Here is a 26268-nt window from a genome sequence, read left to right as displayed (position 1 = left end):
TTTGTTGGTGTAAGTATTGCTTTATATAATCCCACCTGAGGCGATGCAGTGTCTTACGTACAGCAAGCCCAGTATTCAACAATTTGATAGACCTTGATCTAAAACAGGATGATTTAAGATGACTAAGACGCTAACACTACTATCCAGTGTCTGCTTTTTTGTGATGGCAAGTACCAGCTGGGCAACTCCCGTGACTTGTGGCTCTAGCCAGCGCACAGCAACATTAGACTCAGCTACCGAGTGTAAAACCGGCGAGGGTAATACCCTAGGTAATGGTTCTACTATCAATGCACTCTATGGTCCCACGTGGACTCAGCAGGGCAGCAACGATGGCGCCAATGGTACCAATGGATTTTTAACGACTAATGCCGATTCTTGGGGCCAGCATGTAACAGGCACTTGGTCCATAGATGCTTCATTTTGGAGCTTGTTTGGTGAAGCGGTTATCTCTATACACGTGGGTAACGGCGGCGGCAGCCCTGATCACTTTGCTTGGGCTATTGAGACTGGCGCTACCAGCGGCACCTTCTCTTATGACAAGTTAAATGGCGGCGGTGGCGGCCTATCTAATATGAAGTTGTGGAGTCGCGGTACCCCCTCAACTGTTGCCGAGCCTGGCTCTATCGCCTTATTAGGTTTGGGTTTGGCGGGCTTAGTGGCATCACGCCGCAAGCAGCGCTAAGCTAAGCGCCTAACGGCGCGTTTATTAAAGGCTCCTTAATAGGGGCCTTTTTTATTGCCTGATGTTTTGTAGAGGAGGAAGTAAGGTGGCGGCTATAGTGTTTAATACTGCGTTGATTGGCCAGCGCGGCGGCAATCTCTGTGGCGAGGATGAGTTGTCTATAGAGGCTTGTAGTAGCTGCCAGGGGCAGTATTTGTTTAATGCGGCGCTAAAGGACGTGTACTACGATAGCGCCGACCTATCCCGCCATTTTTTTAAAATCCCCGCTATAGACTTACCGCCCTGCCGTTACTGCGGTGCCTTGCAGTGGCAATTCGCCACCCCTGCACCTGAGCTGGCGCAGGTGCAGGCTGGCCCTTGGGCCTGGGTGTTGGCCAGCCGGGTGTTTACCTTTGATGCTGAAGCTTAGTGCTGGCGCGGCGGCTGATAATGAAAAAGCGGCTGGCCAATAAAATAGCTGCCACTGTGAGCCCACAGACTAAGCCCATCCACATGCCTTTGGCCCCTAGAGGCGCCATACCCAGCTTGCCAAAGGTCAGTGCCCAGCCTAGCGGGACGCTAATACCCCAATAGGCAAATAGCACGATGGCTAAGGGCGTGCGAGTATCTTGGTAAGCCCTTAGCGCACTGGCCATGCAGACTTGTACGGCATCGGGTATTTGATACAGCGCCGAGAAGACCAATAGCGAGCTGGCTATAGCGATGACGGTGTCGTTATTACTGTATAGCCCGGCCACATCGGCTTTTAACCAGATGATCATCAGCATCATAATAGATGAGCTAAGTAAGATAAGGCCTAGGCCAGTATGGCACGCCAGTTTGGCCAGTTGTGGCCGCTTTGCACCTAGATGCTGGCCAGCACTAATGGTAGTGGCCATGCCCACGCTCAAGGGAATCATAAAAGTAAGCGCTGACACGCTGAGGGCAATTTGATGGCCCGCAATAATGGTGGTACCCAGCGGGGCAATAATTAAAGCAATAATAGAAAACAGCAACACTTCCGCTAAAAAGGTAAAGGCTATAGGTATGCCCAGGCCGCTAATGCGTTTAAATATCTTAGCCTGCAAGCTGAACTTTTCACTAAAAACCTGCAGCGAGCGCAGCAGAGGGTGTTTGTTGATTAACACTAAGCCCAGCACGCATTGCAGCCACAGGGCAATGGCGGTGGCAAAACCACAGCCCACACCGCCCAATTCAGGGGCGCCCCAGCGGCCGTAAATCAACATATAGTTTAAGGGGATGTTGCTGGCAAAGGTGATTAGCTGTATTAGCATGATTGGGCGGGTTTTGCCCATGCCTTCGCTAAGGCTACGCATGACCAAAAAGGCGGCGCCACCGGGTAGACCATAAGAAAGTGCGGCTAAATAAGCCTCACAAATTTGAGCCAGCTCAGGCTCTAGCTTTAATAGCGCCACCAGCGGCGCGACATTGTGCAGAAACACTATGCCCAGAGGTGACAGCAAAGCTACCCACAGCAATGATTGGCTAAACAGGGTTTTGATAGTGTGGGCTTTGTTGGCCCCAAAGGCGTGGGCGATTAGAGTGGTGGTGGCAGTAAAAAACCCCACCAAAAACAGCAGTAAGGGCAGCCAAAAGCTTTGGCCTATGGCGATGGCTGCCAGGTCGGTGGCGCTGTAATTGCCGGCCATAATAGTATCAGTTGCCCCCATACCGGTAATGGCAAGTTGGCCTACTAAAATGGGCGCGCTGAGCTTAAGCAGTTTGCTGGCTTCGTGCCGGTAAGAATGGAATGAGGTGTTTACTGCAGTGTTCATAATTATGTCGTCAAAATGGTCGGCCACTATAGCATGGGCGATGGCGAATTTTAGAGCGCGTATTTGGCGTATTGTGAGCTTATTGCGAAATTTTCTGTTGTTGATTGGCGCGGTTGGCATAGCGGCAGAGCCCTTGCCCGCAGGCTGGCAGCAGCGGTCGTTTGTGGGGCATACCCAATATCGGTTAGAGCAGCAACAGGGGCGCGAGGTGATCCTAGCTCACAGCCAGGGTACTGCCTCTATGCTTTACAAAGAGCAGTCTATAGATTTGCGCTCTACTCCCGTAGTGCGTTGGCGCTGGAAAGTGGCGGCGGTGTACGGCCGTTTTAACGAACGGGAAAAAAGCGGTGATGATTACCCGGCACGCTTTTATGTGGTTTGCAAAACCGGCCCCTTGCCTTGGCAAACCCTGGCGCTTAATTATGTGTGGTCCTCTAATGGGCTGGTGGGGGAGCGGTGGCCCAATGCTTATACCTCAAAAGCCATGATGATAGTGCTGCGTGCTGGTGCGGCTCAAGTGGGTCAATGGCAGTGGGAGCAGCGTAATTTGCGGGCTGATTTTAAACAGGCGTTTGGAGTGGATGTGAACCACTTAGATGGCTACGCCATTATGGTGGATGGCGATAATACCGGTAGCACTGGTACCGCCTGGTTTGGTGATATTAGCTTTAGTGCTAATTAATTTAGCCCTCGCTAGTGGTAATGCCCGCGGCATAGTCACTGGCGATATAGCCTATATAGGCGTTGATGGCCTCATCATTAAGTTCGCAGCTGCCATCGTGCCACCAAGCGCCTATGGCAGTCACTTCACCCAAGTGGCAGCCAAAGGCATCGCGACAGCGCTCCATTAGTACCAGCTGCTGCTCTATACCTTGGTCCTTGGTTAAATAGCCCAAAATTTCAGCCATGCTGTGGCCAGCTTTTGCCATGGTTTGCATGGTGTTAATTTGAGTAGCGATAGGGTCAGGCATATTGTCACTCTGCGGGAGATTGTTTGAGAGCGGCATGATAACAATTTTAGCTATTGCGGCAAGGCAAAAAACGCAGGCATAAAAAAGCACCCCGAAGGGCGCTAAAAAAAAGTGTGAGACCTAGATGGGTGCTAGGAAACCGCTGCTAGCTGTTACTACATGCTGTTTATATTAGCCCTGTAGTGGTTGCGGCGAAATCGGTAATTACCGAGTGGCGCTAGGTAGTACTACCTAAGTCGCTGATCAATAAATAGCTATTGCACGACTGGAACGGTAAGAGTTTACGCAGTTTATAGCCTAAGCGCTTTGATCTGGTTCAAAAAACTGCACACCAGTTTGCTCCCGTTGCAGCATATGCTGGGTGGCGGCTTTATTGTGTAGCCCCTTATGCATGGACTCCGCAATCGCGGCGGCGCGCTGCTTAGTTAGATCGGCCAGCGGTCCGGCATAAAGCTCATCCACGGTGCGAGTAAATAATAAAACCCAGCGTTGAAAGTGGTGCTCGTTGAGTTGGCAGTGCTGGTGCAGGTGCTGGTGTATCTCAAAGGTACGGCCTTTATAGGCCTGCCCTTCAGGGGATTGTGGCAGCAGTATTTTGTGCCAAAAGCCAGCAATTTTGGGTAGGTGCTGGGCTAAATCTATGCCCGCTATATCAGTAAAAATAAAACCTATGATGGGGTCGGGTAATACTTTTTGATAAAAGGCGGTGACTAAGGCGTCTATATCGGCGGCGTTAACAATGTCGTGTTTCATGGTCTGCTGCGCTCCTAAGCCTAGCCGTTTTTTTGCGCGGTTTTAGCGGTAATAATAGCGCGCTTGGGGGCGGGGTAGCCCTCTATGGTTTTGCTGTGATCGTTGGGGTCTAAGAACTGTTCCAGCGAGTAAAAGTTCATCCAGTCGGTGCGGCGCTGCTCTTCTATAGTGGTAATGGTTTCATCAACTAATGTTATGTCTATAAAGCCTACTTTTTTCAGCCACTGCATTAAGGTGGCCGAGCTGGGTAAAAACCACACATTGCCCATGCGGGCGTAGCGGCCCTCGGGCACCAGTACTTGGCCTTCGTCGCCATCAATAATTAAGGTTTCTAACACTAACTCACCGCCGGGGCGCAGGCAGTCGCGCAGCTCGATTAGATGATCAAAGGGGGAGCGGCGGTGGTATAAAACGCCCATGGAAAATACAGTATCAAAAAACTGCAGTTTGGCAGGCAGGTGTTCTATACCCATGGGCAGTACGGTGACGGCGGGGTCTTGAATATAGTGCTGCAGCAAAAAGAATTGCACAATAAACAGCGGCGTGGGGTCTATGCCTATGACTAACTCGGCACCGGCACCGCGCATGCGCCAGCAGTGGTAGCCGCTGCCGCAGCCTATGTCCAAAACTTTGCGGCCTGGTAACGGGCTGATGCGATCTTTTAACCTGTCCCACTTCCAATCCGAGCGCCATTCGGTGTCTATGTCTACGCCAAATAAATGAAACGGGCCTTTGCGCCAGGGGTGTAAGCCTTTGAGCAATTCGGCAAATTCACGTTGCTGCGCGGCGGTGTTGTCGCCTAATACTGACACTGCGGCTTGGTTTAAATCTATAGTTGTAGCCTGCCAGCCGGGTAGCTGCGCTAACACTTTTTGCCAGCGCGGCAGGTCGCCGTAACGCTTGGGGTCTAGGCCTTGGGCGATTTGCTGGGGCAGTTCGGTTGACCATTCTTGTAAATCTGTTGCCGCTAGTTGCTGTAAAAAGGGCTGATAGCGCTGTAGTAAATCCGTCATTATTTTATGGCAACCAAAGAGGCAAAATTAAAACATTGAAACCACACATCTATGGATTTAAAACCCGCCTGTTGTAGGCGTTGCTGGTGGGTGTTGATGGTTTCGGGTAATAACACCTTTTCTATAGAGGCGCGTTTTTGGCTGATTTCTAAATCGCTGTAGCCGTTGGCGCGTTTAAAGCTGTGGTGTAAGTCAGTGTTGAGCGCTTGCAGGTGTTCATCTTCGAACAAGATTTTTTCCGACAAAATTAAAATGCCGCCCTCGTTCATACCCTCGGCTATGCGGCTGAGTAGAGCGGCGCGCTGCTCTATGGCGATAAATTGCAGAGTAAAGTTAAGCACCACTACTGAGGCATTTTTTATCGTAACCTCGTTGAGATCTTTGCAGAGTAATTGCACGGGGGTGCTGTAGCCGCTGTCGGCTATATTGCTTTTGCAGTGCTCTAACATGGCGGGGGAGTTGTCCACCCCTATGATGTTGCAATTACGTCCTTCAATTTGCTTGGCCATGGCCAGGGTGGAGGCGCCCAGTGAGCAGCCTAGGTCGTAGCAGTAACTGCCAGCTTGGGCGTAGCGTTCGGCCATAACACCGGTCATGGCGATTATGGTGCTATAGCCGGGTACCGAGCGTTGTATCATGTCGGGGAAAACGGCGGCAACTTTTTCATCAAAAGCAAAGTCGGCAATATTGCTGAGGGCGCTGGCGTAAATCGAATCTTTTTCGGTCATGGCGATAGCTGTTATGGCTGCGGTCTGTAGGGGGCGAGATTTTAGCACAGAATTCACCGTGCTATGGCTGCAGGATGTTTGCCGATATAGATCGCTTGCTTAGGGCTGCCAGCGGTAGTGAGCCAAAGGGATGCGCTGGCCCTTAAAGACTATGCCTTCGCTTTCCAGGCGCAGCTTTTGTTCGCGATAGCCGCTGCTGTTTTCGGGCAACGAGAGTTTGCCTTGAGCGCTGACCACTCGGTGCCAAGGCAGTTGGCTGCCTGCGGGGAGTTTGTGCATGGTATTGCCCACCAGCCTAGCCGCGCCGGGTATGCCGGCTAGCTCGGCCACTTGGCCATAAGTGGCCACCTTACCCGCAGGGATTTGCTGCACCGCCAGCCAGATTTTTTGGGCATTGGAAATTTCAGTCATAGGAAGAAGTCTATAGATTCTAGCCACTAGTTCCTAGTCGATAGCAAGGGCTGGACTCCGGCCTGCGCCGGAGTGACCATCATCTTGTAGCTTGTAGCTTGTAGCTTGTAGCTGATTTACAGCCGTAAACCACCATCCATTTCTATCACGCGGCCATTGACATAATCGGTCTCAAAAATATAGAGGCAGGTTGCGGCGATTTCTTCCGGTGCGCCTAGGCGTTTGGCGGGGATTACTGAGGTGAATTTTTCCAGTGCTTCTGGCTTCATGCTGGCGACCATGTCGGTGGCGATAAAACCGGGGGCCACAGCGGCGGAGCGTATGCCGTAGCGGGCTAGTTCCTTGGCCCAGGTGACCGTCATGGCGGCAACACCTGCTTTCGCGGCAGAGTAATTGGTTTGGCCTACGTTACCGGCGCGGGAGATGCTGGAGATATTAATAATCACGCCTTTGCTGCCGGTTTTTATCATTTGCTCGGCGGCTTCGCGGCCACACAAAAAGACCCCGGTGAGGTTGACGTCTATCACCGCTTGCCATTCGGCCAGGCTGAGTTTTTTCTCTACCTTGCCGTCTTTGGCTTTAATCAGCATGCCATCGCGCAGTATGCCGGCATTGTTAATCAGGCCGTCTAACTGGCCAAAGTCGCTGGCTATGGTGGCAAAGGCTGCCACTACCTGTTCTTCATTGGCGACGTTGGCTATATAAGCCTTCGCGTCACCGCCAGCGTCTTTGCACAGTTGCGCGGTTTCATTCAATTTTTCTTGGTTGAGGTCTATCAGTGCCAGGCGTGCGCCCTTACTGGCCAATAATGTCGCCATAGAGCGGCCTAAGCCTTGGCCGCCACCGGTAATGGCGATAACTTTGTTATTTAAATTCATGTTGCTACCTTTTGGGTAAGTGTTGCAGAGGGTGAAAATGTCGACATTATTGCAGTGTTTAGAGTAGGCGACAATTGACGAAACTGCTCAGCTTTTTGGCGAACTAACCCAGAGCTTTCTATTGCTAAGTTGGGGTCGGAAGGCTGTGCGCTAGGCTTTTCATTTTGCTGCCGCTGTTGTTAGCTCGCAGTCATTGCCGAAAGACGTTAGCGCTGTAGTGTCTGCCTAAGCCTGCTGTGGCAGGCCTTGGCTATGCCCTTGAAACTTTGCTGAGCAACCCCATATTAATGCACATACTCAATAATCAGAGCTCTTCATGCGTATTCTATTTTTTCTGTTTGTACTTATTCCCATTGCCGAAATCATGTTGCTTATCGAGGTGGGGGATCATATAGGCGGCCTCAACACGGTGGCCTTGGTGTTGTTGACGGCCATTATTGGGGCGGGCTTGTTACGTAAACAGGGCTTGGATACCTTGCTGCGGGCCAATCAGCGTATGGCCCAGGGTGAGATCCCTATTAAAGAGATGTTGTCGGGCATAGTACTGGCGGTGGGTGGCGCGCTATTACTAACCCCAGGCTTTATTACAGATGCGCTGGGTTTTTTATGCTTGTTACCGCTAACTCGTGGCTGGGCTATAGAGCATCTTATACGCAAGGGGGTTATGGCGGGCGGTAGTGGTTATGCCAGTTTTAGTTATAGCTCGCAGGGGCAGGCCGGGCCTCGTCCCGCTGGCCCTAAGGCGGAGGTGCAGCGTGAGGTGCCAGGCTCGCACAACACCACTATAGAGGGGGAGTATCGCCGCGAGGACTAGCCAGCCCTGCTTATTTACCCCTTTATGCCGTTTTTTTAACAATTTTTTGCCCTGGGGCCTTGAAGTCAATCCGGCTGGCCCCATATCCCAGACATCCCGGGTCGCCCGGCCTTATTAAATTAGATAATTATAGTTTTTGGAGAAGTGCCAAAATGAATATTCGTCCCTTATATGACCGCGTTGTTGTTCGTCGCAAAGAAGAAGAGGCCACGTCAGCTGGCGGTATTATTTTGTCTGGTTCGGCTAAAGAAAAGCCCAATCAAGGTGAGGTTGTTGCTGTAGGTGAAGGCAAGGTATTAGATAACGGTGAAGTGCGCGCTTTATCAGTAAAAGTTGGCGACCAAATTATCTTTGGCCCCTACGCTGGCAACAACACTGTTAACGTTGATGGTGAAGAGTTAATCATCATGAGCGAAGGCGAAATTTTTGGTGTGATAGCTTAATAAGCCACGCTAATCGGTTTGAACAGGCTGCTCTCGCAACGTGCTTAGAGTAGCTACTAGCAAGATAATTGAAGGAAATAGTCATGGCTAAAGAAGTAAAATTTGGTAATGAAGCTCGCCAGAAAATGCTTACTGGTGTAAATATTTTGGCAGATGCCGTTAAGGCAACTTTAGGCCCCAAGGGTCGTAACGTAGTTTTAGATAAGTCGTTTGGTGCCCCTACGGTGACTAAAGATGGTGTTTCAGTTGCGAAAGAAATTGAGCTGAAAGACAAGCTAGAAAACATGGGCGCGCAAATGTTGAAAGAAGTTGCCTCTAAAGCTTCTGACGACGCCGGTGACGGTACTACCACTGCGACTGTATTGGCGCAATCAGTGGTTAACGAAGGTTTAAAAGCCGTTGCCGCTGGCATGAACCCTATGGATCTTAAGCGCGGTATAGATCAAGCTGTTGCTGCTGCGGTTATTAAAATTCGTGAAATGGCTGAGCCCTGTGCTGACAGCAAAGCGATTGCCCAAGTAGGTACCATCTCTGCTAACAGTGATAGCCAAGTGGGTGACATTATTGCTGAAGCGATGGAAAAAGTCGGTAAAGAAGGTGTTATCACTGTAGAAGAAGGCACCAGTTTAGAAAACGAACTAGACATCGTTGAAGGTATGCAGTTTGACCGCGGTTACCTTTCTCCTTACTTCGTCACTAACACTGAAAACATGAGCGCCGAGCACGACTCTCCGTTCATCTTGTTGGTAGACAAGAAAATCTCAAACATCCGTGAATTGCTGCCCTTGTTAGAGCAAGTGGCTAAAGCCTCTCGCCCATTAATCATCATCGCTGAAGATGTAGAAGGCGAAGCCTTGGCAACCTTGGTAGTTAACAATATGCGCGGTATTGTTAAAGTTGCAGCGTGTAAAGCGCCTGGCTTTGGCGACCGTCGTAAAGCTATGTTAGAAGATATCGCTATCCTAACTGGCGGTACGGTAATCACTGAGGAGCTGGGCCTAGATTTAGAGTCTGCGACTCTTGAGCACCTAGGTTCTGCCAAGCGCATCACCCTAGACAAAGAAAACACCGTGATTGTAGATGGTGCTGGTCAGGCTGAGGCTATCCAGGCTCGCGTTGCAGAAATTCGCGTACAAATGGAAGCGACTTCTTCTGACTACGATCGTGAGAAGCTACAAGAGCGTGTTGCCAAACTTGCTGGCGGTGTTGCCGTTATCAAAGTAGGCGCTGCCACTGAAATGGAAATGAAAGAGAAGAAAGCCCGTGTTGAAGATGCCTTGCACGCAACTCGCGCTGCGGTAGAAGAGGGTGTAGTACCTGGCGGCGGTGTTGCCTTGGTTCGCGCCTTACAAGCCATCGACGGCCTGACCGGTGCTAACGAAGATCAAACCGTAGGTATAAACTTGGCGCGTCGCGCAATGGAATCACCTCTACGTCAAATCGTTACCAATGCGGGCGATGAGGCTTCAGTAGTATTGGATAAAGTTAAGTCTGGCGAAGGTAACTTTGGTTACAATGCTGGTACTGGCGAATACGGCGATATGATCGCTATGGGTATCCTAGATCCCGCGAAAGTAACCCGTACAGCCTTACAGGCAGCAGGTTCCGTAGCTGGCTTGATGATCACTACCGAAGCGATGGTGTGTGATGCCGTAGAAGACAACGCTGGCCCAGCAATGCCTGATATGGGCGGCATGGGTGGTATGGGCGGCATGGGCGGCATGATGTAATCATCGCCACTATGTTTGGCCGCTAACGCGGCCTGCCTAGTTGTTTTTAAAACCCTGTACTTGCGAGAGTATGGGGTTTTTTTATGTCTATATATTTGTGTTTAGGGCAGGGGACTTATTTTATGTGATGGGTAGGAATTTACTCTGTCATGCGGTTCCATTTTTATCTGTGCTCTGTGACTTTTATGGGGGAGTTGATTGAGCTTAAGTTGGTTTAATCAACGGTTTTATTTCTGTGATTAAAGTTTATATCTGATCCCATCAAAACATAGCTTCATCTGATGCTATTTATTGGATATGCTCAACAAGCATAAAAAATTAATTTTTATGCCTTACAAAAATAATACAAAGTTGATAAATGATGGAGTTATTTAGGATGTATCGACAATATTTAAAGTTATGTGTAGTGGTGTTGAGTCTTGCGGCGGGCTCTGCTCAGGCTTATACAGCAGCTGACCTTATTGCGGATTACCCTTTTTCGGGTGATGCCAATGATCACAGTGGGAATGGTCATCATGGCATAGTCAATGGGGCTACGATCTCTACAGATAGGCATGGGAATACAGATAGTGCGTATTACTTTGACGGTAGTTCTGGTATTAGTGTGAGCTCATTGGAGAATTATCATTGGGGCGACAAGCTAACAGTAAGTGTATGGTATATGCGCACAGGGTCTGCTGGATATCAGGCTATTGTTAATAATGGGTATTACAGCGGGTCGAGCTGGGAAATTAGAATGGGGGCTGAAAACGGTGGTACAGCGATCTTTACCAGTATGTTTGCACAGGGGGGGGATATCGGCACTCTTGGCTGGCTGGATGTTAGCCCTCCTTTAAATACTTGGCATCATGCTGTGGCGACCTATGATGGCGCTGTAGCTAAGTTCTATGTTGATGGGCAGTTTATAGCGGAAAGTTATGGTGCTTCAGGAGATCTTATATCCACTGGGCAGCCGCTTTATATAGGAACTGTTAATGGGTCATCAAACTTTACTGGTTTTATTGATGATGTCCAAATTTATGGAGTTGCTTTGACAAGTGCCGAAGTTGCTGACCTCTATCAAGGTGTTCCCCCGCAGCCGAATAATACAGCGCCGATTGCTGTAGCTGGAGCTTCTGTAGATAGCAATGGAAATCAGCAGCTGGATGGCTCGCAGTCCTCAGATGCTGATGGAGACGCGCTGACTTATCAGTGGCAAATATTAGGCGAGGCTTCTGCTAGGTATGGAGAAAAGGTCTTGGTTAATGATCTGGCTCCAGGTACTTACACCGTGACGCTGACAGTCTCTGATGCTACGGCAAGCAGTACAGATACGATTAATTTGCCCATCGCAGCCTCTGGTGCAAAAGGGGATAAGGGGGATGATGGGAATTTCTCACAGATTATTCAGGTGACGGGTGTTGAGTCTGCATGTAGTGGTTCGTCGGTGGCGACTTGCCCGTCAGATTACACTGTTATATCTGGTGGCCATCAATTGGCGAATACTTGCGGCTGTATCCCTGAATATCGTTATGTCATTAATAGCAAAAAGTCTGGCAATGGCTGGACGGTACAGATGGAGTGTGCAACAAGTCAGGCTTTTGCCATGTGTGCTAAGTAGTTTATTGATGTATGTACGAGAGGGGTAATCCCTTAGTAAGCCCCGCTCAGCAATGTGCGGGGCTTTTTTGTGGTTGAGCATTGTGACGTTTGCCGTACGTTTGCCAGTGCATGTGCATAATTTTTGCTCTGATTACAGCGGAAAGCCCTGTATGTGCTAAAAAACGTGTGCTTATAGGCGTCTGTTGCAGTAAAAATAATCGCTTAAATTAAGGTGCAAAACGGCAAAATCCTATATAATTCGGCCCTGATTTTCCTGGCTCTGTTACTGCTACCCCTGATATTTGGCAACCTGACACCCTTTAATAATGGTGTGAGCGGCTAGCTGTCGGCGCAGTAAACAGAATGAAAGAGAGGTTTTATATGTCAGCAGATTTAACGCCTTATGCGCTGCGTCAAAAGATTCGCAGCGGTGAGCACACCAGCAATACCTCGGGTTTATGCACCGGTTTTGTACAGGCCAATGTAGTGATCTTGCCCAAAGACTGGGCGCAAGACTTTTTAATGTTTGCCCAGAGCAACCCCAAGCCCTGCCCTGTTATTGCGGTTGCGCCAGAGGCTGGTGCTTACCACCTGCCTGAGGCTGGCAAGGATTTTGATATACGCAGTGATGTGCCACAGTACCGCATCTGGAATGATGGCGTGATGACGGACGAAGTCACCGATATTAAAGATTACTGGCGCGATGACCTAGTGACCTTTTTAATTGGCTGCTCTTTCTCTTTTGAAGAGGCGCTAATTGCCGATGGCTTAGAAATACGCAATATCGCCGAAGGCGTTAACGTGCCTATGTACCGCACCAATGTAGCCTGTAAGCCCGCAGGCCGTTTTAGCGGTAACACCGTGGTGAGCATGCGCCCCTTTAAGCCGGCGGATGCCATACGCATGATACAAATTTGCAGCCGCTTCCCCTCAGTGCATGGCGCACCTATACATTTTGGTGACCCGGCCGCTATAGGCATAGCCGATATAAACAAGACTGACTTTGGCGACCCTGTCACCATTAAAGCGGGTGAAGTGCCCGTCTTTACGGCCTGTGGTGTAACGCCGCAAGAGGCCATAGCGCAGGCTAAGCCACCTTTCTGTATTACCCACAGCCCCGGTTGCATGGTGGTGACCGATATGCCCAACAGCAAATTGGCCATTATGTAATAGCTGGCGAGCAGCAGTGGCGAGTAAACATAGAGATTGTTTAAAAAAATTTGGAGAGCAACGTGCGTTTAAATTGTGATTTAGGTGAAAGTTTCGGCTCATGGACCATGGGCATGGATGAGGCGGTGATGCCTCATATCGATCAAGCCAATATAGCCTGTGGTTTTCATGCCGGTGATCCGCTGATTATGCAGCGCACCCTAAGCCTAGCCAAAGAACACGGCGTGATGGTGGGGGCTCACCCGGCTTATCCCGACTTAGTGGGTTTTGGTCGTCGCTCTATGAATTGCAGCGCTGATGAAATTAAAGCCTTTATGTTGTATCAGTTGTCCGCGATGGATGGCATGGCCAAGTCGGTAGGTGTGGAGCTGGAATACGTAAAACCACACGGTGCTTTATACAACGACATGATGGCCAAGGTTGAAGTGCGCAAAGCGATAATGGAGGCCGTAGCAGCCTTCCATAAGCCCATTAAATTAATGCTGCAAGCCACCCCGCAAGCCGATGAACACAAGGCTGAAGCCGCTGAGCTGGGTTTGGAATTGTGGTTTGAAGCCTTTGCCGACCGCTGCTACGACGACGATGGCAAGCTCTTAGCACGCAGCAAGGCCGGTGCCGTACACAATAAAGAAAAAATGCTAGCGCAAGTAGAGCAGCTATGTGATGCGGGGACTATCACGACAGTAAGTGGTCACACACTTAACTTGCAGGTAGACACCCTGTGCGTACACGGCGACAACCTGGCCGGTGTGCAAGCCATAGAAGCCATCCGCGCCCTAGTAGACCAGCGAGCGAGTTAAACTATGAAGATTCACGTAGCCGGTGAAAACTCACTGATTTTATATTTTGGCGAGGAGGCGAATGCCGAGGTGGCTGCACAGGTGCAGGCGGCCAACAATGCCATACGCGAGCAAATGGCCGAGCTTATTATCGACACCGTGCCTTCCTATGCTTCCTTGTTAGTTATTTTTGATGCCTATAAATGTGACCACTTGCAGCTGCGCAAAGGTATACGCACAGCGATTGAAGCGAATGTGTCTGGCGCAGGGCAAGAGGGTACCGTGGTTACCTTGCCGGTGTATTACAGCCAAGAGTCAGGCCCAGACTTAAGCTTGATTTCTGAGCGCTCTGGTTTGAGTGTGCAAGAGATTATCGACCTGCACCAATCCGAAGAATACCGCGTTTACGCCATAGGTTTTGCCCCGGGCTTTGCTTATTTGGGGCAAGTGGATGAGCGCATAGCCTCACCGCGTATAGCCACGCCACGTAAATATGTGCCCAAGGGAGCAGTGGGTATTGCCGACAGGCAAACGGCGATTTATCCCGCGCCATCGCCTGGCGGTTGGAATTTAATCGGCCTGTGCCCTATCCCCATGTTTACCCCAGAGGGTGACAGCCTAATGCCGGTAGCAGTGGGTGACCGGGTGAAATTTAAAGCCATCACCAAAGCAGAGTTTTTGGATATGGGTGGCGAGTTGGATGAGAAATTTTTACAGCAGGAGGCCAGCGCATGAGTTGTTTTAAAGTCGTTTCTCCCGGTTTTTTAAGCTTATTACAAGATGCTGGCCGTTATGGTTATCACGGCGTGGGTTTAACTACCTCTGGGCCCATGGATGCCTTGGCGTTTAACTGGGCCAATTTATTATGTGGTAACCCTGTAGATGCAGTGGCTATTGAGGCCAGTGTGGGCGGCTTAACGTTGGAGTCGCAGGCCGATACGGTGATTGCCGTCACCGGTGCGCAAGTGCCTTTTACTATTAACGGTGACGAAGCCCAGCTATGGCGCAGCCACAAAATTAAAGCGGGCGACACCATTGCATTAAGCTTTGCGACTAATGGCTGCCGCTCTTATATTGCCGTTGCCGGTGGCTTTCAAGTTGAGCAGAGCTTTGGTTCTGTGGCCACCGTGGTGCGCGAAGGCATAGGCGGCTTGGCGGGCAAAGCCCTGCAGGCAGGAGATCAGCTACCGGTTAAAGGTATTGATGCCCCTTGTTTAGAGTTGCCCGAGCAGTTGCGCCCACATTACAGCAAAGAAATTACTCTTAGGGTAATCCCCAGCTATCAAGAGCAGAGCTTTAGCCGAGTGCAGCAGCGTATCTTTTTTGGCAGTGAGTACACCGTGTCTGACCGCTGTGACCGCATGGGTTATAAAGTAGAAGGCCCAGCCATTGCCGCTGATGTATCAGCGATGCTATCAGAGGGTATTTGTTTAGGGGCTATACAGGTCCCCCCCGATGGTCAGCCTATCGTCTTAATGAATGATCGCCAAACCATAGGCGGCTACCCTAAAATAGGTGCTGTACTGTCCTTGGATTTAGCGAAGTTAGCCCAACAAATGCCGGGTGCTAAGGTTCGCTTTGAGCCTATCACCATAGACTGCGCGCACAATGCTTTGCACTTAGCCAAAAGCCAGTTTGAACGCGCCCAAAGCCGATTGACCGTACTGGAGCAATAGCCCCAGATTTACAGCTGCCTATAGCTCGGGCCCATGGCCGCGAGTTATAGCTTTGAGATAGTTTTATGACCACCACTGAATTACGTTACAACACCGCCGAGCAGGCGCTTAGCCAGCAAATTGAAAACATCTTGGTAGCTCGCAACCCGCGGGGTATGCAAAATGCTCAGGCCGCCTTGGAAGCGGGTTATTACTACCGTGCCGCCAGAGTTTTGCAAGAGCAGCTGGCCAAGCCCGGCAGTGTGGTGTTGATAGGCACCGGCTTTCCCGTGCCTCAACCGGGTGACACCCACACGTTTGAAACCGATGGCCCAGTAGGCGCTATTGCCTTGTATGACGCGCTAGCCACCTTGGGTATGCAGCCTATGATCGTCACCAGCGGCGATTTGGCGGCAGCCTTGGCGCCGGATTACCGGGTGCATACTATTAGCGAAGGCAATTTGGCGGTAGCCGAGCAAGAGGCCAAAGCTGGCTTGGCGCAGCTAAAGCCCGATGTGGTAGTGAGCATAGAGATGCCTGGTCTCAACGCTAACGGTCAGTACTCGAATATGCGGGGTGAAGATATTAGCCACCGCTGCCCTAGTTTTGACGACTTTTTACGTTTGGCGGCTTGTCCCACCATGGCTATAGGCGACGGTGGCAATGAAATAGGCATGGGCAATATTGCTGAGGCCTTAGAGAGCTTGAGTATTATCCCCGCCCGCACCCAGTGCGACGAGTTAATGGTGGCGGATGTGTCTAACTGGGGAGCCTACGGTTTGATCGTGTGGCTATCTATATGGAATGAGCAAGACCTGCTCGCCCCTATCCAGCCCAGAGCGATTTTAGAATATCTATCGGCCCGTGGCAGTGTCGATGGCGTTAGCCGCGAAAACACGGTGACTGAGGATGGTATGGAGCCCAGCGAAGGTGAGTCAGTTATTGCTGAATTGCGAGCAGTAGCGGGCTTTTAGCCCCTGGTTTTTTGCCATTAAATGAGTTTGTAAGCAAACCGTAGGCCTTATTTTCTGCGGCCTACAGCGGCAATAGCTGCCAATATTGCTGTAAAGATGACCAAAAGCGGTAATTTCTGTTAGAATTGCCGCCCTTTTATTTCCAGGTGGCCATTTTCTAAGGGTATACCCCCTAGAGGCATGGACCGAAACTTTTGACTAACGTGAGATTAATCTTATGTCTATTGTGTACTTAGACGGCGCTTATATGCCCATGGAAGAAGCGAAAATATCGCCTATGGACCGTGGCTTTTTATTTGGCGACGGCATCTATGAGGTAGTTCCTTCCTACGACGGCAAGATGGTTGGCTTCGGCCCGCACATAGACCGCATGATAGAAGGCATGGGTTTTATTGATATCAAATTAGATTGGTCACACGATCAATGGAAAGATGTTTGCGACCAGCTAATCGAGAAGAATGGCGGCGGCAACCTAGGTATCTACTTACACGTAAGCCGCGGTGCTGACTCTAAGCGTTTTCACGCTTACCCCGATAATGTAGCACCTACTGTGTTTGCTTTTGCTTTTGAAATACCACCGGCTACTGTTGCTGATAAGACCAAGATTAAAGGCTATAAAGTTAATACTCAGCAAGACTTACGCTGGGATCGCTGCAACATTAAGTCTACCGCTTTGTTAGGTAATGTGATGCACTTCCAAGTGGGCCACGCTGCCGGCATGAACGAAACTTTATTGTTCAACGCCAACGATGAGCTAACTGAAGCCTCAGCCTGTAATGCCTATATAGTTAAAGACGGTGTAGTGGCGACGCCACCATTAGATCACCAGTGTTTACCTGGTATTACCCGCAAAATTTTATTGAGCATCTTAGCAAAAGACGGCTCTATTAAAGTGGAAGAGCGCATCGTTACTAAAGAAGAAGTATTAAATGCTGATGAAGTGTGGATTACCTCTTCCTCTAAAGAAATTGCACCGGTTATCGAAGTCGATGGCAAGCCTGTAGGCAACGGTGAAGTGGGCGACGTATGGTTGGCCGCACAAACTTTGTATAGCGCACAAAAATACGATTACTAATCGTTACGCTTAATACTATCCGCGCTGCTTAATTGCAGTGCTTAAAAGCAAGAAAAGCGCTAATGATCTACGGCGCTTATTCTTGCTTTTTTGTCTGTTAAGGCCTTGCGCCCTATTTAAACAGCCTGTTTTACCTAGTAAGAGAAAGACACTATGGCTCGTCCTGCAAAAGCTGAAATCAACCTCGACGCCTTGCGCCATAATTATCGCTTGGCCTGTAAAGTCGCACCTGACTCGCAGGCCGTGGCAATAGTCAAAGCCAACGCCTATGGCCATGGCGCCGTTGCTGCAGCCCAAGCTTTGCAAGCAGAGGCGCCAGTTTTTGGGGTGGCTTGCATAGAGGAGGCCATGGAGCTGCGTGAGGCCGGCATACAGCAGCCCATCTTATTGTTAGAGGGCATGTTCAGCGCCGAAGAATTAGCTGTAGCCAGGCAGCAGGGCTTTTGGGTAGCCGTGGGCCACCGCCAGCAAATAGAAATGATTACTCAGGCCGCTAGTGGCCAAGCGTTAAAAGTTTGGTTAAAGCTGGATACCGGCATGCACCGTTTGGGCGTACAGCCTGGTGCAGCGGTAGAGCTATACCGTTTACTGGCTGAGAGCGATAACGTCGCTGACGGCATAGTGCTGATGTCGCACCTAGCCTGCGGTGATGAGATAGAGCGCCCGCAAACCCCCAAGCAAATACAGTGTTTTGCTGATACTTTGGCGGCCATTAGCGCCGTAGCCGATGAGTTGGGCCAGCGTGTAGAAACCAGCTTGGCCAACTCAGCCGGTACCATGGCCTGGCAAGATTGTCGTCGCAGCTGGAACCGCCCTGGTTATATGCTCTATGGCGGCAACCCCTTCGGCCACAGTCAGGAAAATGCCGACCAGCTGCAGCCGGTGATGAACCTGCGTACGGCGGTGATTGCTTTGCGCGATATAGCTATAGGTGAATGCGTGGGCTATGGCGCCAGCTGGTGTGCCCAGCGCCCCTCAAAAATTGCCACCATTGCCATGGGCTATGCCGATGGCTATCCCCGTGTGGTTAAGCCCGGCACTCCCGTATTAATACACGGCCAGCGCGCCAGCATAGTGGGTAGAGTGTCCATGGATATGATTACCATAGATGTGACCGATTTAGCTGATGTGCAACTGGGTGATGAGGTGTTGATGTGGGGTGAGGGTTTGTCAGTCGATGAGATTGCCGACTGTGCTGGCACCATAGGTTATGAACTGTTGGCACGTATGCCGGCTAGAGTGCCTAGGGTTTATTTAGGGAAGTAGTCGCTAGTACTTAGTCTACAGTCGCTAGTTTCTTGTAGGGCCAACTCTTTGCGGGGTTGGCTTTTTTGCTTTATTAAATAATATTTTGTAAGCACGGGGCGGTTAAATCGGACAGTTTAGTTTTTTGAATACCGTGTTCATCAAAGTTGTCTGGCGATAGCCATTGTACAAAGGCGGCTTTAAGCGCTGGCCATTCTTGATCGGTGGCTGCATACCAAGCGGTGTCGCGATTACGTCCCTTGACGACGGCTGCTTGGCGAAATATACCTTCGAAAGAAAAGCCTAAGCGTTGGGCTGCGGCTCGCGAAGGGGCATTTAGAGCATCGCATTTCCATTCGTAGCGCCTATAGCCCAATGAGAAAACATATTCCATCATTAAATACATCGCCTCTGTTGCTGCAGGGCTGCGCCGTAAGCTTGGTGAATAATGTATATGGCCAACTTCAATCGTGCCCATGTTAGGTGCGATGCGCAAATAGCTGGCAATGCCTGCGGGCTTGCCTGTGGCTAGATCAGTAATGGCGTAAAAGAGCGGGTCGTTGCTGCTTGCGCATTGCTCAATCCAGGCTTGGTAATCTTTACTGTTGGCAAAAGGGCCGTAGGGTAAATACGTCCAGTTCTCACCTTCGCTATTTGCTTGGTTGGCGGTGTATAAACTTGCTGCGTGGTGTGGGGCTAGTGGTTCTAGGCGACAAAAATGGCCTGTGAGTGCTATGTGCTTAGGTATAGGTGGTGGCGTCCAGTTGCTTATGGTTAAGCCTACTGGTTGATTGAATTGATTTAACTCGTATTTCATTATTGTCCTTAATAATAAGAGAATTTATTAACGGGCACTCGGCTATGTGCAGCGTCAGTACTTACAGTTAAAAGCAGCTATCTTGCTGGCAGGGGTAGTTCTTTGGATACCGGGGCAAGCCCGGTATGACTGTTAGTTAAAGTCTAAGGATGCTTTTGTAGCTAGCGGCTATCACTCTAGATACTAGAGTCTACAAAAATCATTGTGTGCCGCCGGTTAGCTTTAGTAAATCCGCATTCACTTTGCGTCTAAAATGATCTACCGAGTCTAGGCGCTCTTTATTGTCGGCTGCTAAGCGTTCGGCTTTGATCAGGCGGGTGTTGAATTGGTTGACCTTATCGTTGGTTTTTTCCAGATTGCTCTCTTGAGCTTTTAACTTTCGTTCGTTGTTGGCCAGCTGGCTGCTGAGTTGATCCAGGGTTTGCAGCTTTTGGTTGAGCTTGGTGGTGACTTGCTCGTTTTGAGCCAGTTTTTGTTCGGTGCGGTCTATAAAGGTCTTAACATTGTTGAGGCTTTTGTCGTGGCTTTGCTGTTTGGTTTCTAGTACTTCTAAGCGCTGTTTGCTCTTTTTCCACACATTGTCCCATAGCTTGCGTACTTCAAAGTCTAGCTCACGCAGTTTAACTTTCATGGCTGCGCTGGATTCACCTAGGCTTTCATCGGTAACGGATAGTCGGCTTTCTAGTTCGGCGACTCTGGCTTCGGTAAGTTTGAGGGTGTACTCCGCAGCTTTTAAGCGCTGTTGTAAAAAGCCCGCTAGAACCGCCGTGAGTATGAGTACTACAACCACTGAGGCCAAGATGATTTTGAGTGTATTGCTGGCACTGCCGCCGGTTTGTACGTCGGGCACTACACCTAAACTGTTAAGTGCACCTTTGGTTTGGGTACGCTTGTAGGATGCGATTTCATCGCGAGCGGGGGTGATGGCGATATTGTCTTGAGGGGGACGGTTGTCGTTGTTGGCCATAGTGTGTTTATCAGCGCTTCGTTATTAAGGGTGGTGACTGCTGCAGCATTATTGCACGGCTTTTGACTAGGGCAAACTGTGAGGGTTCAACTGGGCTGTGATTTCGTTCAATATTTCGGCAAAAGCATATAAATAGAGGTGAATACTATAAAAGAGGTTTAAATTTAAGGCTAAATAGCCTATAAAAGCACTCAGCTATTAAGGGGTTGCTATACTCCTCAATAACAATAATCCTTCCATAATCAACTAGGGGTGTTTCATGGAAAATATCATTAGCTTAGATCTACTTTTTCGCTGGGCGCACGTGTTATTCGGTATCACGTGGATAGGCCTACTGTACTACTTCAACTTTATCCAAGGTGAATACTTTAAAGAGGCCGAGGCCAGTGCCAAAGCTGACGCAACTAAAAAGTTAGCGCCACGCGCTTTATGGTGGTTCCGTTGGGGTGCGATGTTTACCTTTATCACCGGCTTGGTGTTGTTGATGGGTATACGCAAGACTCACGGTATCGATGGTTTTATCGCCATGGGTGCACTAATGGGTACTTTCATGTTCTTAAACGTTTGGTTAATCATCTGGCCTAACCAAAAAATCGTTTGCGGCATAGTTGAAGGTGATGCTTCTGTTGCGGGCCCTAAAGCTTTATTGGCCTCGCGCACTAACACCTTGTTCTCTATCCCTATGCTGTTAGGCATGTTGGCTTCTTTCCACGGTACTGGCAAAGGCGGCACCATGATAGATCACGCTGCTGGCGTGTCTCAGGGCATGACCACCGGTATCATCGCGGTTTTAGCCTTAGTGGTATTGTTAGAGCTTAACGCTATCTTCGGTAAGCTAGGCCCCATGGCTAGTGTTAAGGGTGTTATTCACTCTTCTATCGCATTAGCGGTTGTTTGCTTGGGCTTGTTGCAGCTTGTGTAAATAGCAGCGCTAAGACATAAAAAAACCGGGCAATGCCCGGTTTTTTTATGTCTGCAAGTTGTGTCGCTTAGCGGCAAACCTGCTTGGCTGTTTTGATCTGCTTTTTGCTGCAGTCTTCTTTTAAGCCTTTACCTACACACCAAGTTTTGCGGTTGTCCCAGGCAGAGATATCCTTGCTTTCGCCGTTAGAGCAAGAAACCACATAGTATGAGTAGACATCATCATCGTCTAAGACGATATCTTCACTGTATTTAATGCTTACTGGGCGCGCGGCCATTACCGAGCTGGAAAGTGCAACTAGTGCAGCTGCTGTTAGTAAGTGTTTGAATTTCATAGCGTTGTCTCTATTATTTTTAACCATAAAGTAAGGGGGGAACCCCCATTTATCAAACAGGTTTCTGATTTGATGGGCTCAGTATAGTTTTTGCAGCTGAACTCAAGCTGAATGGATAGCTATTAAGCTGAAATATTCACATTTTCAGTGTTTGTGTTGGGGCGACGGTTTAGCTAGCAGCTGGGGCTTGGGATTTAGCTGGTTGGAGGGTCAGTCAAGCTTAGTATTTTGGTGTACAATAGCCGCGTTTTATAAGGGCTGATAGCCTTTAATTTATTAGCAAGCGGCTATATCTAGGGAGCCTGTATGACCATTATTCGCCAAAATGACTTAATCGATAGCATTGCGGATGCGCTGCAATTTATCTCTTACTACCACCCAGTGGACTTTATACAGGCTGTAGATAAAGCCTATCAGCGCGAGCAAAACCCTGCTGCCAAAGACGCTATGGCGCAAATATTGATCAACTCTCGTATGTGTGCCGAGGGTCATAGGCCTATATGCCAGGATACCGGCATAGTGACGGTGTTTTTGAAGGTAGGCATGAATGTACAGTGGGATGCCACCATGTCGGTTACCGATATGTGTAATGAAGGCATACGCCGCGCTTATATGAACCCCGATAATGTGCTGCGCGCCTCTATATTGGCTGACCCTGATGGTGCCCGCACTAATACCAAAGATAACACCCCCGGTGTGGTGCACTATGAGATAGTGCCCGGTGACACTGTAGAGGTACATGTTGCAGCCAAGGGCGGCGGCAGTGAGGCCAAGTCTAAATTTGCCATGCTCAACCCTTCAGACTCGGTGGTTGATTGGGTATTAAATATGGTGCCACAAATGGGCGCGGGCTGGTGTCCGCCGGGTATGCTGGGCATAGGCATAGGCGGAACGGCCGAAAAAGCCATGATGCTGGCGAAAGAGGCTTTATTAGAGCCCGTGGACATACAAGACTTACAAGCCCGTGGCGCTAGTAATCGCGCCGAAGAGCTGCGTTTAGAATTACATGAAAAGGTTAATAAGCTGGGTATAGGCGCCCAAGGCCTGGGTGGCTTAACCACCGTTTTGGATGTGAAGGTCAAAGACTTCCCCTCACACGCGGCCAACAAAGCCATAGCCATGATCCCCAACTGTGCTGCTACTCGCCACACTCATTTCACCTTAGATGGCAGTGGCTCAGCCAAGCTTACCCCACCTAAACTGGAAGACTGGCCAGAAGTGACTCGCGAAGCCGGTGCCAATGTTAAGCGTGTAAACCTAGATACGGTTACCAAAGAAGAGGTTAAAAGCTGGAAGCCCGGTGATACCTTACTGCTTAACGGTAAAATGTTAACTGGCCGCGATGCCGCCCATAAAAAAATGGTAGATATGATTAACAACGGCGAAGAGTTGCCGGTATCTATGCAGGGCCGTTTCATCTACTACGTAGGCCCAGTCGATCCTATCGGTGATGAAGTGGTAGGCCCTGCTGGCCCCACCACCGCCACGCGTATGGATAAATTTACCCGCACCATGCTGGCCGAAACTGGCTTGTTGGGCATGATAGGTAAAGCCGAGCGCGGCCCTATCGCAATAGAGGCGATTAAAGAGTTTGAGTCTGTATACCTCATGGCCGTAGGCGGTGCCGCGTTCTTGGTAGCGCAGGCGATTAAGTCCTCCAAAGTGGTAGGCTTCCCCGAGCTAGGTATGGAGGCTATCTACGAATTTGAACTGGAAGACATGCCTGTTACTGTTGCGGTGGATTATCTGGGCGAATCGGTACACCAAACCGGCCCGGCGTTTTGGTCTAAGAAAATAGAGGCCGAGGCGATAGAGGTCAAATAGTCGCTGGTCTACAGTCACTAGTCGCTAGAAAAGGGAATGCTGCAGAGCTTTCCCTTTTTTTATGTTTGATATATCGTGTCGTTAAAACAATATTCTAGAGACTAGAGACTAGAGACTAGAGACTAGAGACTAGAGACTAGAGACTGAACTAAAGGAAGATAAAATGGATCTATCAACTATCATATTCTGGGTGCTGGTTTTTGGTGCCATTGTTTATATCGTCGGTATTTATAATCAATTAGTTACCCTAAAAAATCGTTTTCAAAATGCTTTTTCGCAAATCGAAGTGCAGCTTAAACGCCGTTACGATTTGATTCCTAATTTGGTTGAAACTGCTAAAGCTTATATGAGTCACGAGCGTGAAACTCTAGAGGCGGTAATTAGTGCCCGCAACGAAGCCATGGCTATGCTGAAAGGTGCAGCGGCTGACCCCAGTGGCAGTGCCATACAAGGTTTGGCTGGCGCTGAGGGAGTCTTACAGGGGGCTTTGGGTAAAATGAACATGGTGATGGAAGCCTACCCCGATTTAAAAGCCAATCAAAATATGATGCAGCTGACGGAAGAGCTCACTACCACTGAAAACCGAGTAGCTTTTGCCCGCCAAGCGTTTAATGATGCCGTCACCGAGTACAACACCTACCGGCAGTCATTCCCGCCGGTATTTTTTGCCAAAAAGTTTGGCCACCCCAAAGATGCCAGCTTGCTGGAGTTTGACGACAGCGCACAAATACAAGCGGCACCCCAGGTCTCTTTTTAATCACAGCCTGCTGAATCCGTGAATTTTTTTGCAGAGCAGGATCAAGCTCGCCGCCACAGCAAATATTTAATCTTGCTATTTGTATTGGCGGTTTTTTGCTTAATTGCCATTACCAATCTCGTGGTAGTGATCAGCTATTGGATTATGGATGGCCAGGTGCAGGGTTATGCTCAGGCCGCCGAACTGCTACAGCATGCCGGCAAACCCGGTTTGGCGCATTATTTTAGCTGGCAGAGTTTTGGCAAAATCAGCCTAATGGTGACCGGCACCATCACGCTAGTGATAGGCTATAAATGGTTACAGTTATCCGCTGGCGGCAAGCGGGTGGCAGAGTCTCTAGGTGGCCAGCGCATACATCCCAATACTAACAATGCCAATGAAAAACGCGTGCTCAATGTGGTAGAGGAAATGGCGCTGGCCTCGGGCATGCCGGTGCCAGCGGTGTATTTACTGCGAGCTGAAAAAGGCATTAACGCCTTTGCGGCGGGCAATAGCCCTGCAGATGCAGTAATAGGTGTAACCCAAGGAGCGATAGAGCAGTTTGATAGGGAGCAGTTGCAGGGGGTAGTGGCCCACGAGTTTAGCCACATACTCAATGGCGATATGCGGCTTAACCTGCGCATGATTGCCCTACTGGCGGGCATAGTTTTTATAGGCAATATCGGTGAGTTAATCATGCGAGCTGGCGGCCGCCACGGTGGCTACCATGCAACCAAACGTTCCGGCGACGCCCGGGTTTTTATGTTGGGCTTGGCCTTTGTGATCATTGGTTGGCTGGGTACTTTTTTTGGCGGCTTAATCAAAGCGGCGATTAGCCGCCAGCGTGAATTTTTAGCCGATGCTTCAGCGGTGCAATTTACTCGCAATCCACAGGGTATAGCCAATGCCTTAAAGATTATTGGCGGTTATCAAGCGGGTTCTCGCGTGTTTAATGTCAACACCGGTGAGGCCAGCCATATGTTTATAGCCGAGGCTTTAGGTAGCTGGGCCAGTTTTGATACGCACCCCGAAATAGAAAAACGCATAAGGCGTATAGAGCCCGGCTGGGACGGCAAAATGATTAGCCGCAAAATGCGTATAGAGCCACAAGCCCAAACCGGGCAAGCGTTACATGGGGAAGAGACGCGCAAGGGGCAGGCGGCTATGGCTGCTGCTGCCGGGGCAGCTTTTGTTGCGGCGCAACAATCACAGAGTTTTGGATCGGCAGTAGCTGCAGCTGAAAATGATATTGCGGCTATACCCTATGGCTTAAAAAAATTAGCACATGAGCCTTTAGGGGCTAGCGCTTTGGTGTATAGCTTATTGCTTGATGCGGATAAGCAAACCGCTGAACAACAGTTTGCCTACATAGAGTTGTGCAAGGTTAAAGGTTTGGCCCTGTTGTGCTTGCAAATCAAAGAGGATGTTGCGGCACTGCAATACAGTTTGCGCTTGCCCTTAATCGAGCTGTGTTTGCCTGCTTTAAAAATGATGTCGGCTGAGCAATACAAACAATTTAAAAACACCTTGTTACTGGTGATGCGCGCCGATAAAAAGTTTGAGATTTTTGAGTGGTGTCTGTTTCAGTTGGTGCGCCATTATTTGGCACCAGAATTTGAGAAAGTGCGCTCCAGTAAGCCGCAGTATAAACAAGCTAAGCAAGTGGCCGAGGCCTATGGCATTGTGCTGTCGGCCCTGGCGCACTATGGCCACCAAGACGAACAGGATCAGCAGCGCGCTTTTAATAAAGGCGCTAATACCGCCGGTTTGTATACCTTAAGCTTTGTGCCTGAGCAGGCCTATACCATGGATGATTTTGTTAAGGCTGTTAATCAGTTGGCTAATTGTTACCCCCTGTTAAAGCCTAAGTTATTAAAAGGCTTTGCCGAATGTATTAAACACGATGCTGTGATTAACCCTGTAGAGCAAGAAATGCTGGCCGCGATTGCCGCGGTGATGGATTGTCCACAGCCCAAATTATCCCTATGAGT

At 49.6% G+C, this 26268-nt stretch carries 28 protein-coding genes; 18 read left to right on the top strand and 10 right to left on the bottom strand.

Annotated features, from left to right (window positions below; translation table 11 throughout):
- Window positions 1-118: 118 nt before the first annotated feature.
- Together NO559_RS12790 and NO559_RS12785 are read left to right on the top strand one after the other, a co-directional pair.
- The gene (locus NO559_RS12790; RefSeq protein ID WP_258332241.1) at window positions 119-682 is read left to right on the top strand and encodes a PEP-CTERM sorting domain-containing protein; all 564 of its coding nucleotides are present in this window, start codon (window positions 119-121) and stop codon (window positions 680-682) included.
- Between the two features lie 85 nt (window positions 683-767).
- Window positions 768-1091 carry a hypothetical protein gene (locus NO559_RS12785; RefSeq protein WP_258332240.1) on the top strand — a complete coding sequence of 108 codons (324 nt, stop codon included), beginning with the start codon at window positions 768-770 and terminating at the stop codon, window positions 1089-1091.
- Here NO559_RS12785 and NO559_RS12780 read toward each other — a convergent pair.
- Window positions 1069-2457, bottom strand: a complete 1389-nt coding sequence (locus tag NO559_RS12780; protein ID WP_258332239.1) for an MATE family efflux transporter — start codon at window positions 2455-2457, stop codon at window positions 1069-1071. The genes NO559_RS12785 and NO559_RS12780 overlap by 23 nt on opposite strands.
- Window positions 2458-2497: 40 nt before the next feature.
- Between NO559_RS12780 and NO559_RS12775 the strand changes: the two genes are divergently transcribed.
- Window positions 2498-3139 (top strand): DUF3047 domain-containing protein, encoded by a 642-nt coding sequence (locus tag NO559_RS12775; RefSeq protein WP_258332238.1) that lies wholly within the window; start codon window positions 2498-2500, stop codon window positions 3137-3139.
- Between the two features lies 1 nt (window position 3140).
- Here NO559_RS12775 and NO559_RS12770 read toward each other — a convergent pair whose 3' ends face one another.
- From NO559_RS12770 to NO559_RS12745, 6 genes are all read right to left on the bottom strand, one after another.
- Window positions 3141-3428, bottom strand: a complete 288-nt coding sequence (locus NO559_RS12770) for a hypothetical protein (protein ID WP_258332237.1) — start codon at window positions 3426-3428, stop codon at window positions 3141-3143.
- Between the two features lie 297 nt (window positions 3429-3725).
- Window positions 3726-4181: a group III truncated hemoglobin gene (locus NO559_RS12765; RefSeq protein ID WP_258332236.1), complete on the bottom strand. Its 456-nt coding sequence runs from the start codon at window positions 4179-4181 to the stop codon at window positions 3726-3728.
- A 20-nt stretch (window positions 4182-4201) separates the two neighbouring features.
- Window positions 4202-5194, bottom strand: coding sequence for a tRNA 5-methoxyuridine(34)/uridine 5-oxyacetic acid(34) synthase CmoB (cmoB, locus tag NO559_RS12760; protein WP_258332235.1), 993 nt, complete (start codon window positions 5192-5194; stop codon window positions 4202-4204).
- Window positions 5194-5922, bottom strand: a complete 729-nt coding sequence (gene cmoA, locus NO559_RS12755) for a carboxy-S-adenosyl-L-methionine synthase CmoA (protein ID WP_258332335.1) — start codon at window positions 5920-5922, stop codon at window positions 5194-5196. Before cmoA ends, cmoB begins: the two co-directional genes overlap by 1 nt.
- A 99-nt stretch (window positions 5923-6021) precedes the next feature.
- Window positions 6022-6333 (bottom strand): MGMT family protein, encoded by a 312-nt coding sequence (locus tag NO559_RS12750; protein WP_258332234.1) that lies wholly within the window; start codon window positions 6331-6333, stop codon window positions 6022-6024.
- A gap of 116 nt (window positions 6334-6449) precedes the next feature.
- Complete coding sequence (locus NO559_RS12745; protein ID WP_258332233.1) at window positions 6450-7211, bottom strand: SDR family oxidoreductase; 762 nt, start codon at window positions 7209-7211, stop codon at window positions 6450-6452.
- A 316-nt stretch (window positions 7212-7527) separates the two neighbouring features.
- Here NO559_RS12745 and NO559_RS12740 point away from each other — a divergent pair, with 316 nt between their 5' ends.
- The 11 genes from NO559_RS12740 (at window position 7528) to alr (ending at window position 18698) form a co-directional block, all read left to right on the top strand.
- Window positions 7528-8025 (top strand): FxsA family protein, encoded by a 498-nt coding sequence (locus tag NO559_RS12740; protein ID WP_258332232.1) that lies wholly within the window; start codon window positions 7528-7530, stop codon window positions 8023-8025.
- Between the two features lie 152 nt (window positions 8026-8177).
- Entirely contained in the window at window positions 8178-8468 is a 291-nt protein-coding gene (locus NO559_RS12735; RefSeq protein ID WP_258332231.1) for a co-chaperone GroES, read from the top strand.
- Window positions 8469-8551: 83 nt separating this feature from the next.
- On the top strand, window positions 8552-10198 hold the full coding sequence (gene groL, locus NO559_RS12730; protein ID WP_258332230.1) for a chaperonin GroEL: 1647 nt from the start codon (window positions 8552-8554) through the stop codon (window positions 10196-10198).
- A 358-nt stretch (window positions 10199-10556) separates the two neighbouring features.
- Window positions 10557-11798: a LamG-like jellyroll fold domain-containing protein gene (locus NO559_RS12725; protein WP_258332229.1), complete on the top strand. Its 1242-nt coding sequence runs from the start codon at window positions 10557-10559 to the stop codon at window positions 11796-11798.
- A 362-nt stretch (window positions 11799-12160) separates the two neighbouring features.
- Entirely contained in the window at window positions 12161-12949 is a 789-nt protein-coding gene (locus tag NO559_RS12720; RefSeq protein ID WP_258332228.1) for a putative hydro-lyase, read from the top strand.
- Window positions 12950-13011: 62 nt separating this feature from the next.
- Window positions 13012-13749, top strand: a complete 738-nt coding sequence (locus tag NO559_RS12715) for a 5-oxoprolinase subunit PxpA (protein WP_258332227.1) — start codon at window positions 13012-13014, stop codon at window positions 13747-13749.
- A 3-nt stretch (window positions 13750-13752) separates the two neighbouring features.
- Window positions 13753-14463 carry a 5-oxoprolinase subunit PxpB gene (gene pxpB, locus NO559_RS12710; protein WP_258332226.1) on the top strand — a complete coding sequence of 237 codons (711 nt, stop codon included), beginning with the start codon at window positions 13753-13755 and terminating at the stop codon, window positions 14461-14463.
- Window positions 14460-15404 carry a biotin-dependent carboxyltransferase family protein gene (locus NO559_RS12705; RefSeq protein ID WP_258332225.1) on the top strand — a complete coding sequence of 315 codons (945 nt, stop codon included), beginning with the start codon at window positions 14460-14462 and terminating at the stop codon, window positions 15402-15404. Before pxpB ends, NO559_RS12705 begins: the two co-directional genes overlap by 4 nt.
- Window positions 15405-15469: 65 nt before the next feature.
- Window positions 15470-16357 carry a DUF4392 domain-containing protein gene (locus NO559_RS12700; protein ID WP_258332224.1) on the top strand — a complete coding sequence of 296 codons (888 nt, stop codon included), beginning with the start codon at window positions 15470-15472 and terminating at the stop codon, window positions 16355-16357.
- Between the two features lie 217 nt (window positions 16358-16574).
- Complete coding sequence (locus NO559_RS12695) at window positions 16575-17432, top strand: D-amino acid aminotransferase (RefSeq protein WP_258332223.1); 858 nt, start codon at window positions 16575-16577, stop codon at window positions 17430-17432.
- A 153-nt stretch (window positions 17433-17585) separates the two neighbouring features.
- A complete protein-coding gene (gene alr / locus NO559_RS12690; RefSeq protein ID WP_258332222.1) occupies window positions 17586-18698 on the top strand; it encodes an alanine racemase in 1113 nt (370 codons plus the stop codon).
- 73 nt (window positions 18699-18771) lie between these two features.
- Here alr and NO559_RS12685 read toward each other — a convergent pair whose 3' ends face one another.
- Window positions 18772-19494: a GNAT family N-acetyltransferase gene (locus tag NO559_RS12685; RefSeq protein ID WP_258332221.1), complete on the bottom strand. Its 723-nt coding sequence runs from the start codon at window positions 19492-19494 to the stop codon at window positions 18772-18774.
- Window positions 19495-19693: 199 nt separating this feature from the next.
- Window positions 19694-20461, bottom strand: a complete 768-nt coding sequence (locus tag NO559_RS12680; RefSeq protein ID WP_258332220.1) for a hypothetical protein — start codon at window positions 20459-20461, stop codon at window positions 19694-19696.
- Window positions 20462-20720: 259 nt separating this feature from the next.
- Between NO559_RS12680 and NO559_RS12675 the strand changes: the two genes are divergently transcribed.
- The gene (locus NO559_RS12675) at window positions 20721-21383 is read left to right on the top strand and encodes a urate hydroxylase PuuD (RefSeq protein ID WP_258332219.1); all 663 of its coding nucleotides are present in this window, start codon (window positions 20721-20723) and stop codon (window positions 21381-21383) included.
- A 67-nt stretch (window positions 21384-21450) separates the two neighbouring features.
- Here NO559_RS12675 and NO559_RS12670 read toward each other — a convergent pair whose 3' ends face one another.
- A complete protein-coding gene (locus NO559_RS12670; protein ID WP_258332218.1) occupies window positions 21451-21717 on the bottom strand; it encodes a hypothetical protein in 267 nt (88 codons plus the stop codon).
- Window positions 21718-22023: 306 nt separating this feature from the next.
- Here NO559_RS12670 and NO559_RS12665 point away from each other — a divergent pair, with 306 nt between their 5' ends.
- The 3 genes from NO559_RS12665 to NO559_RS12655 all read left to right on the top strand — a co-directional run bounded on the left by NO559_RS12665 (window position 22024) and on the right by NO559_RS12655 (window position 26266).
- Window positions 22024-23541: a fumarate hydratase gene (locus NO559_RS12665; RefSeq protein WP_258332217.1), complete on the top strand. Its 1518-nt coding sequence runs from the start codon at window positions 22024-22026 to the stop codon at window positions 23539-23541.
- Window positions 23542-23704: 163 nt separating this feature from the next.
- On the top strand, window positions 23705-24298 hold the full coding sequence (locus NO559_RS12660; protein ID WP_258332216.1) for a LemA family protein: 594 nt from the start codon (window positions 23705-23707) through the stop codon (window positions 24296-24298).
- An 18-nt stretch (window positions 24299-24316) separates the two neighbouring features.
- Window positions 24317-26266 (top strand): M48 family metallopeptidase, encoded by a 1950-nt coding sequence (locus tag NO559_RS12655; RefSeq protein WP_258332215.1) that lies wholly within the window; start codon window positions 24317-24319, stop codon window positions 26264-26266.
- Window positions 26267-26268 lie beyond the last annotated feature (2 nt).

The organism is Dasania sp. GY-MA-18, from assembly GCF_024734385.1.
Taxonomy (GTDB): Bacteria; Pseudomonadota; Gammaproteobacteria; order Pseudomonadales; family Dasaniaceae; genus Dasania; species Dasania phycosphaerae.
Note: the sequence above shows the minus strand (reverse complement) of the source record. Positions and strands in the feature narration are given on the sequence as shown.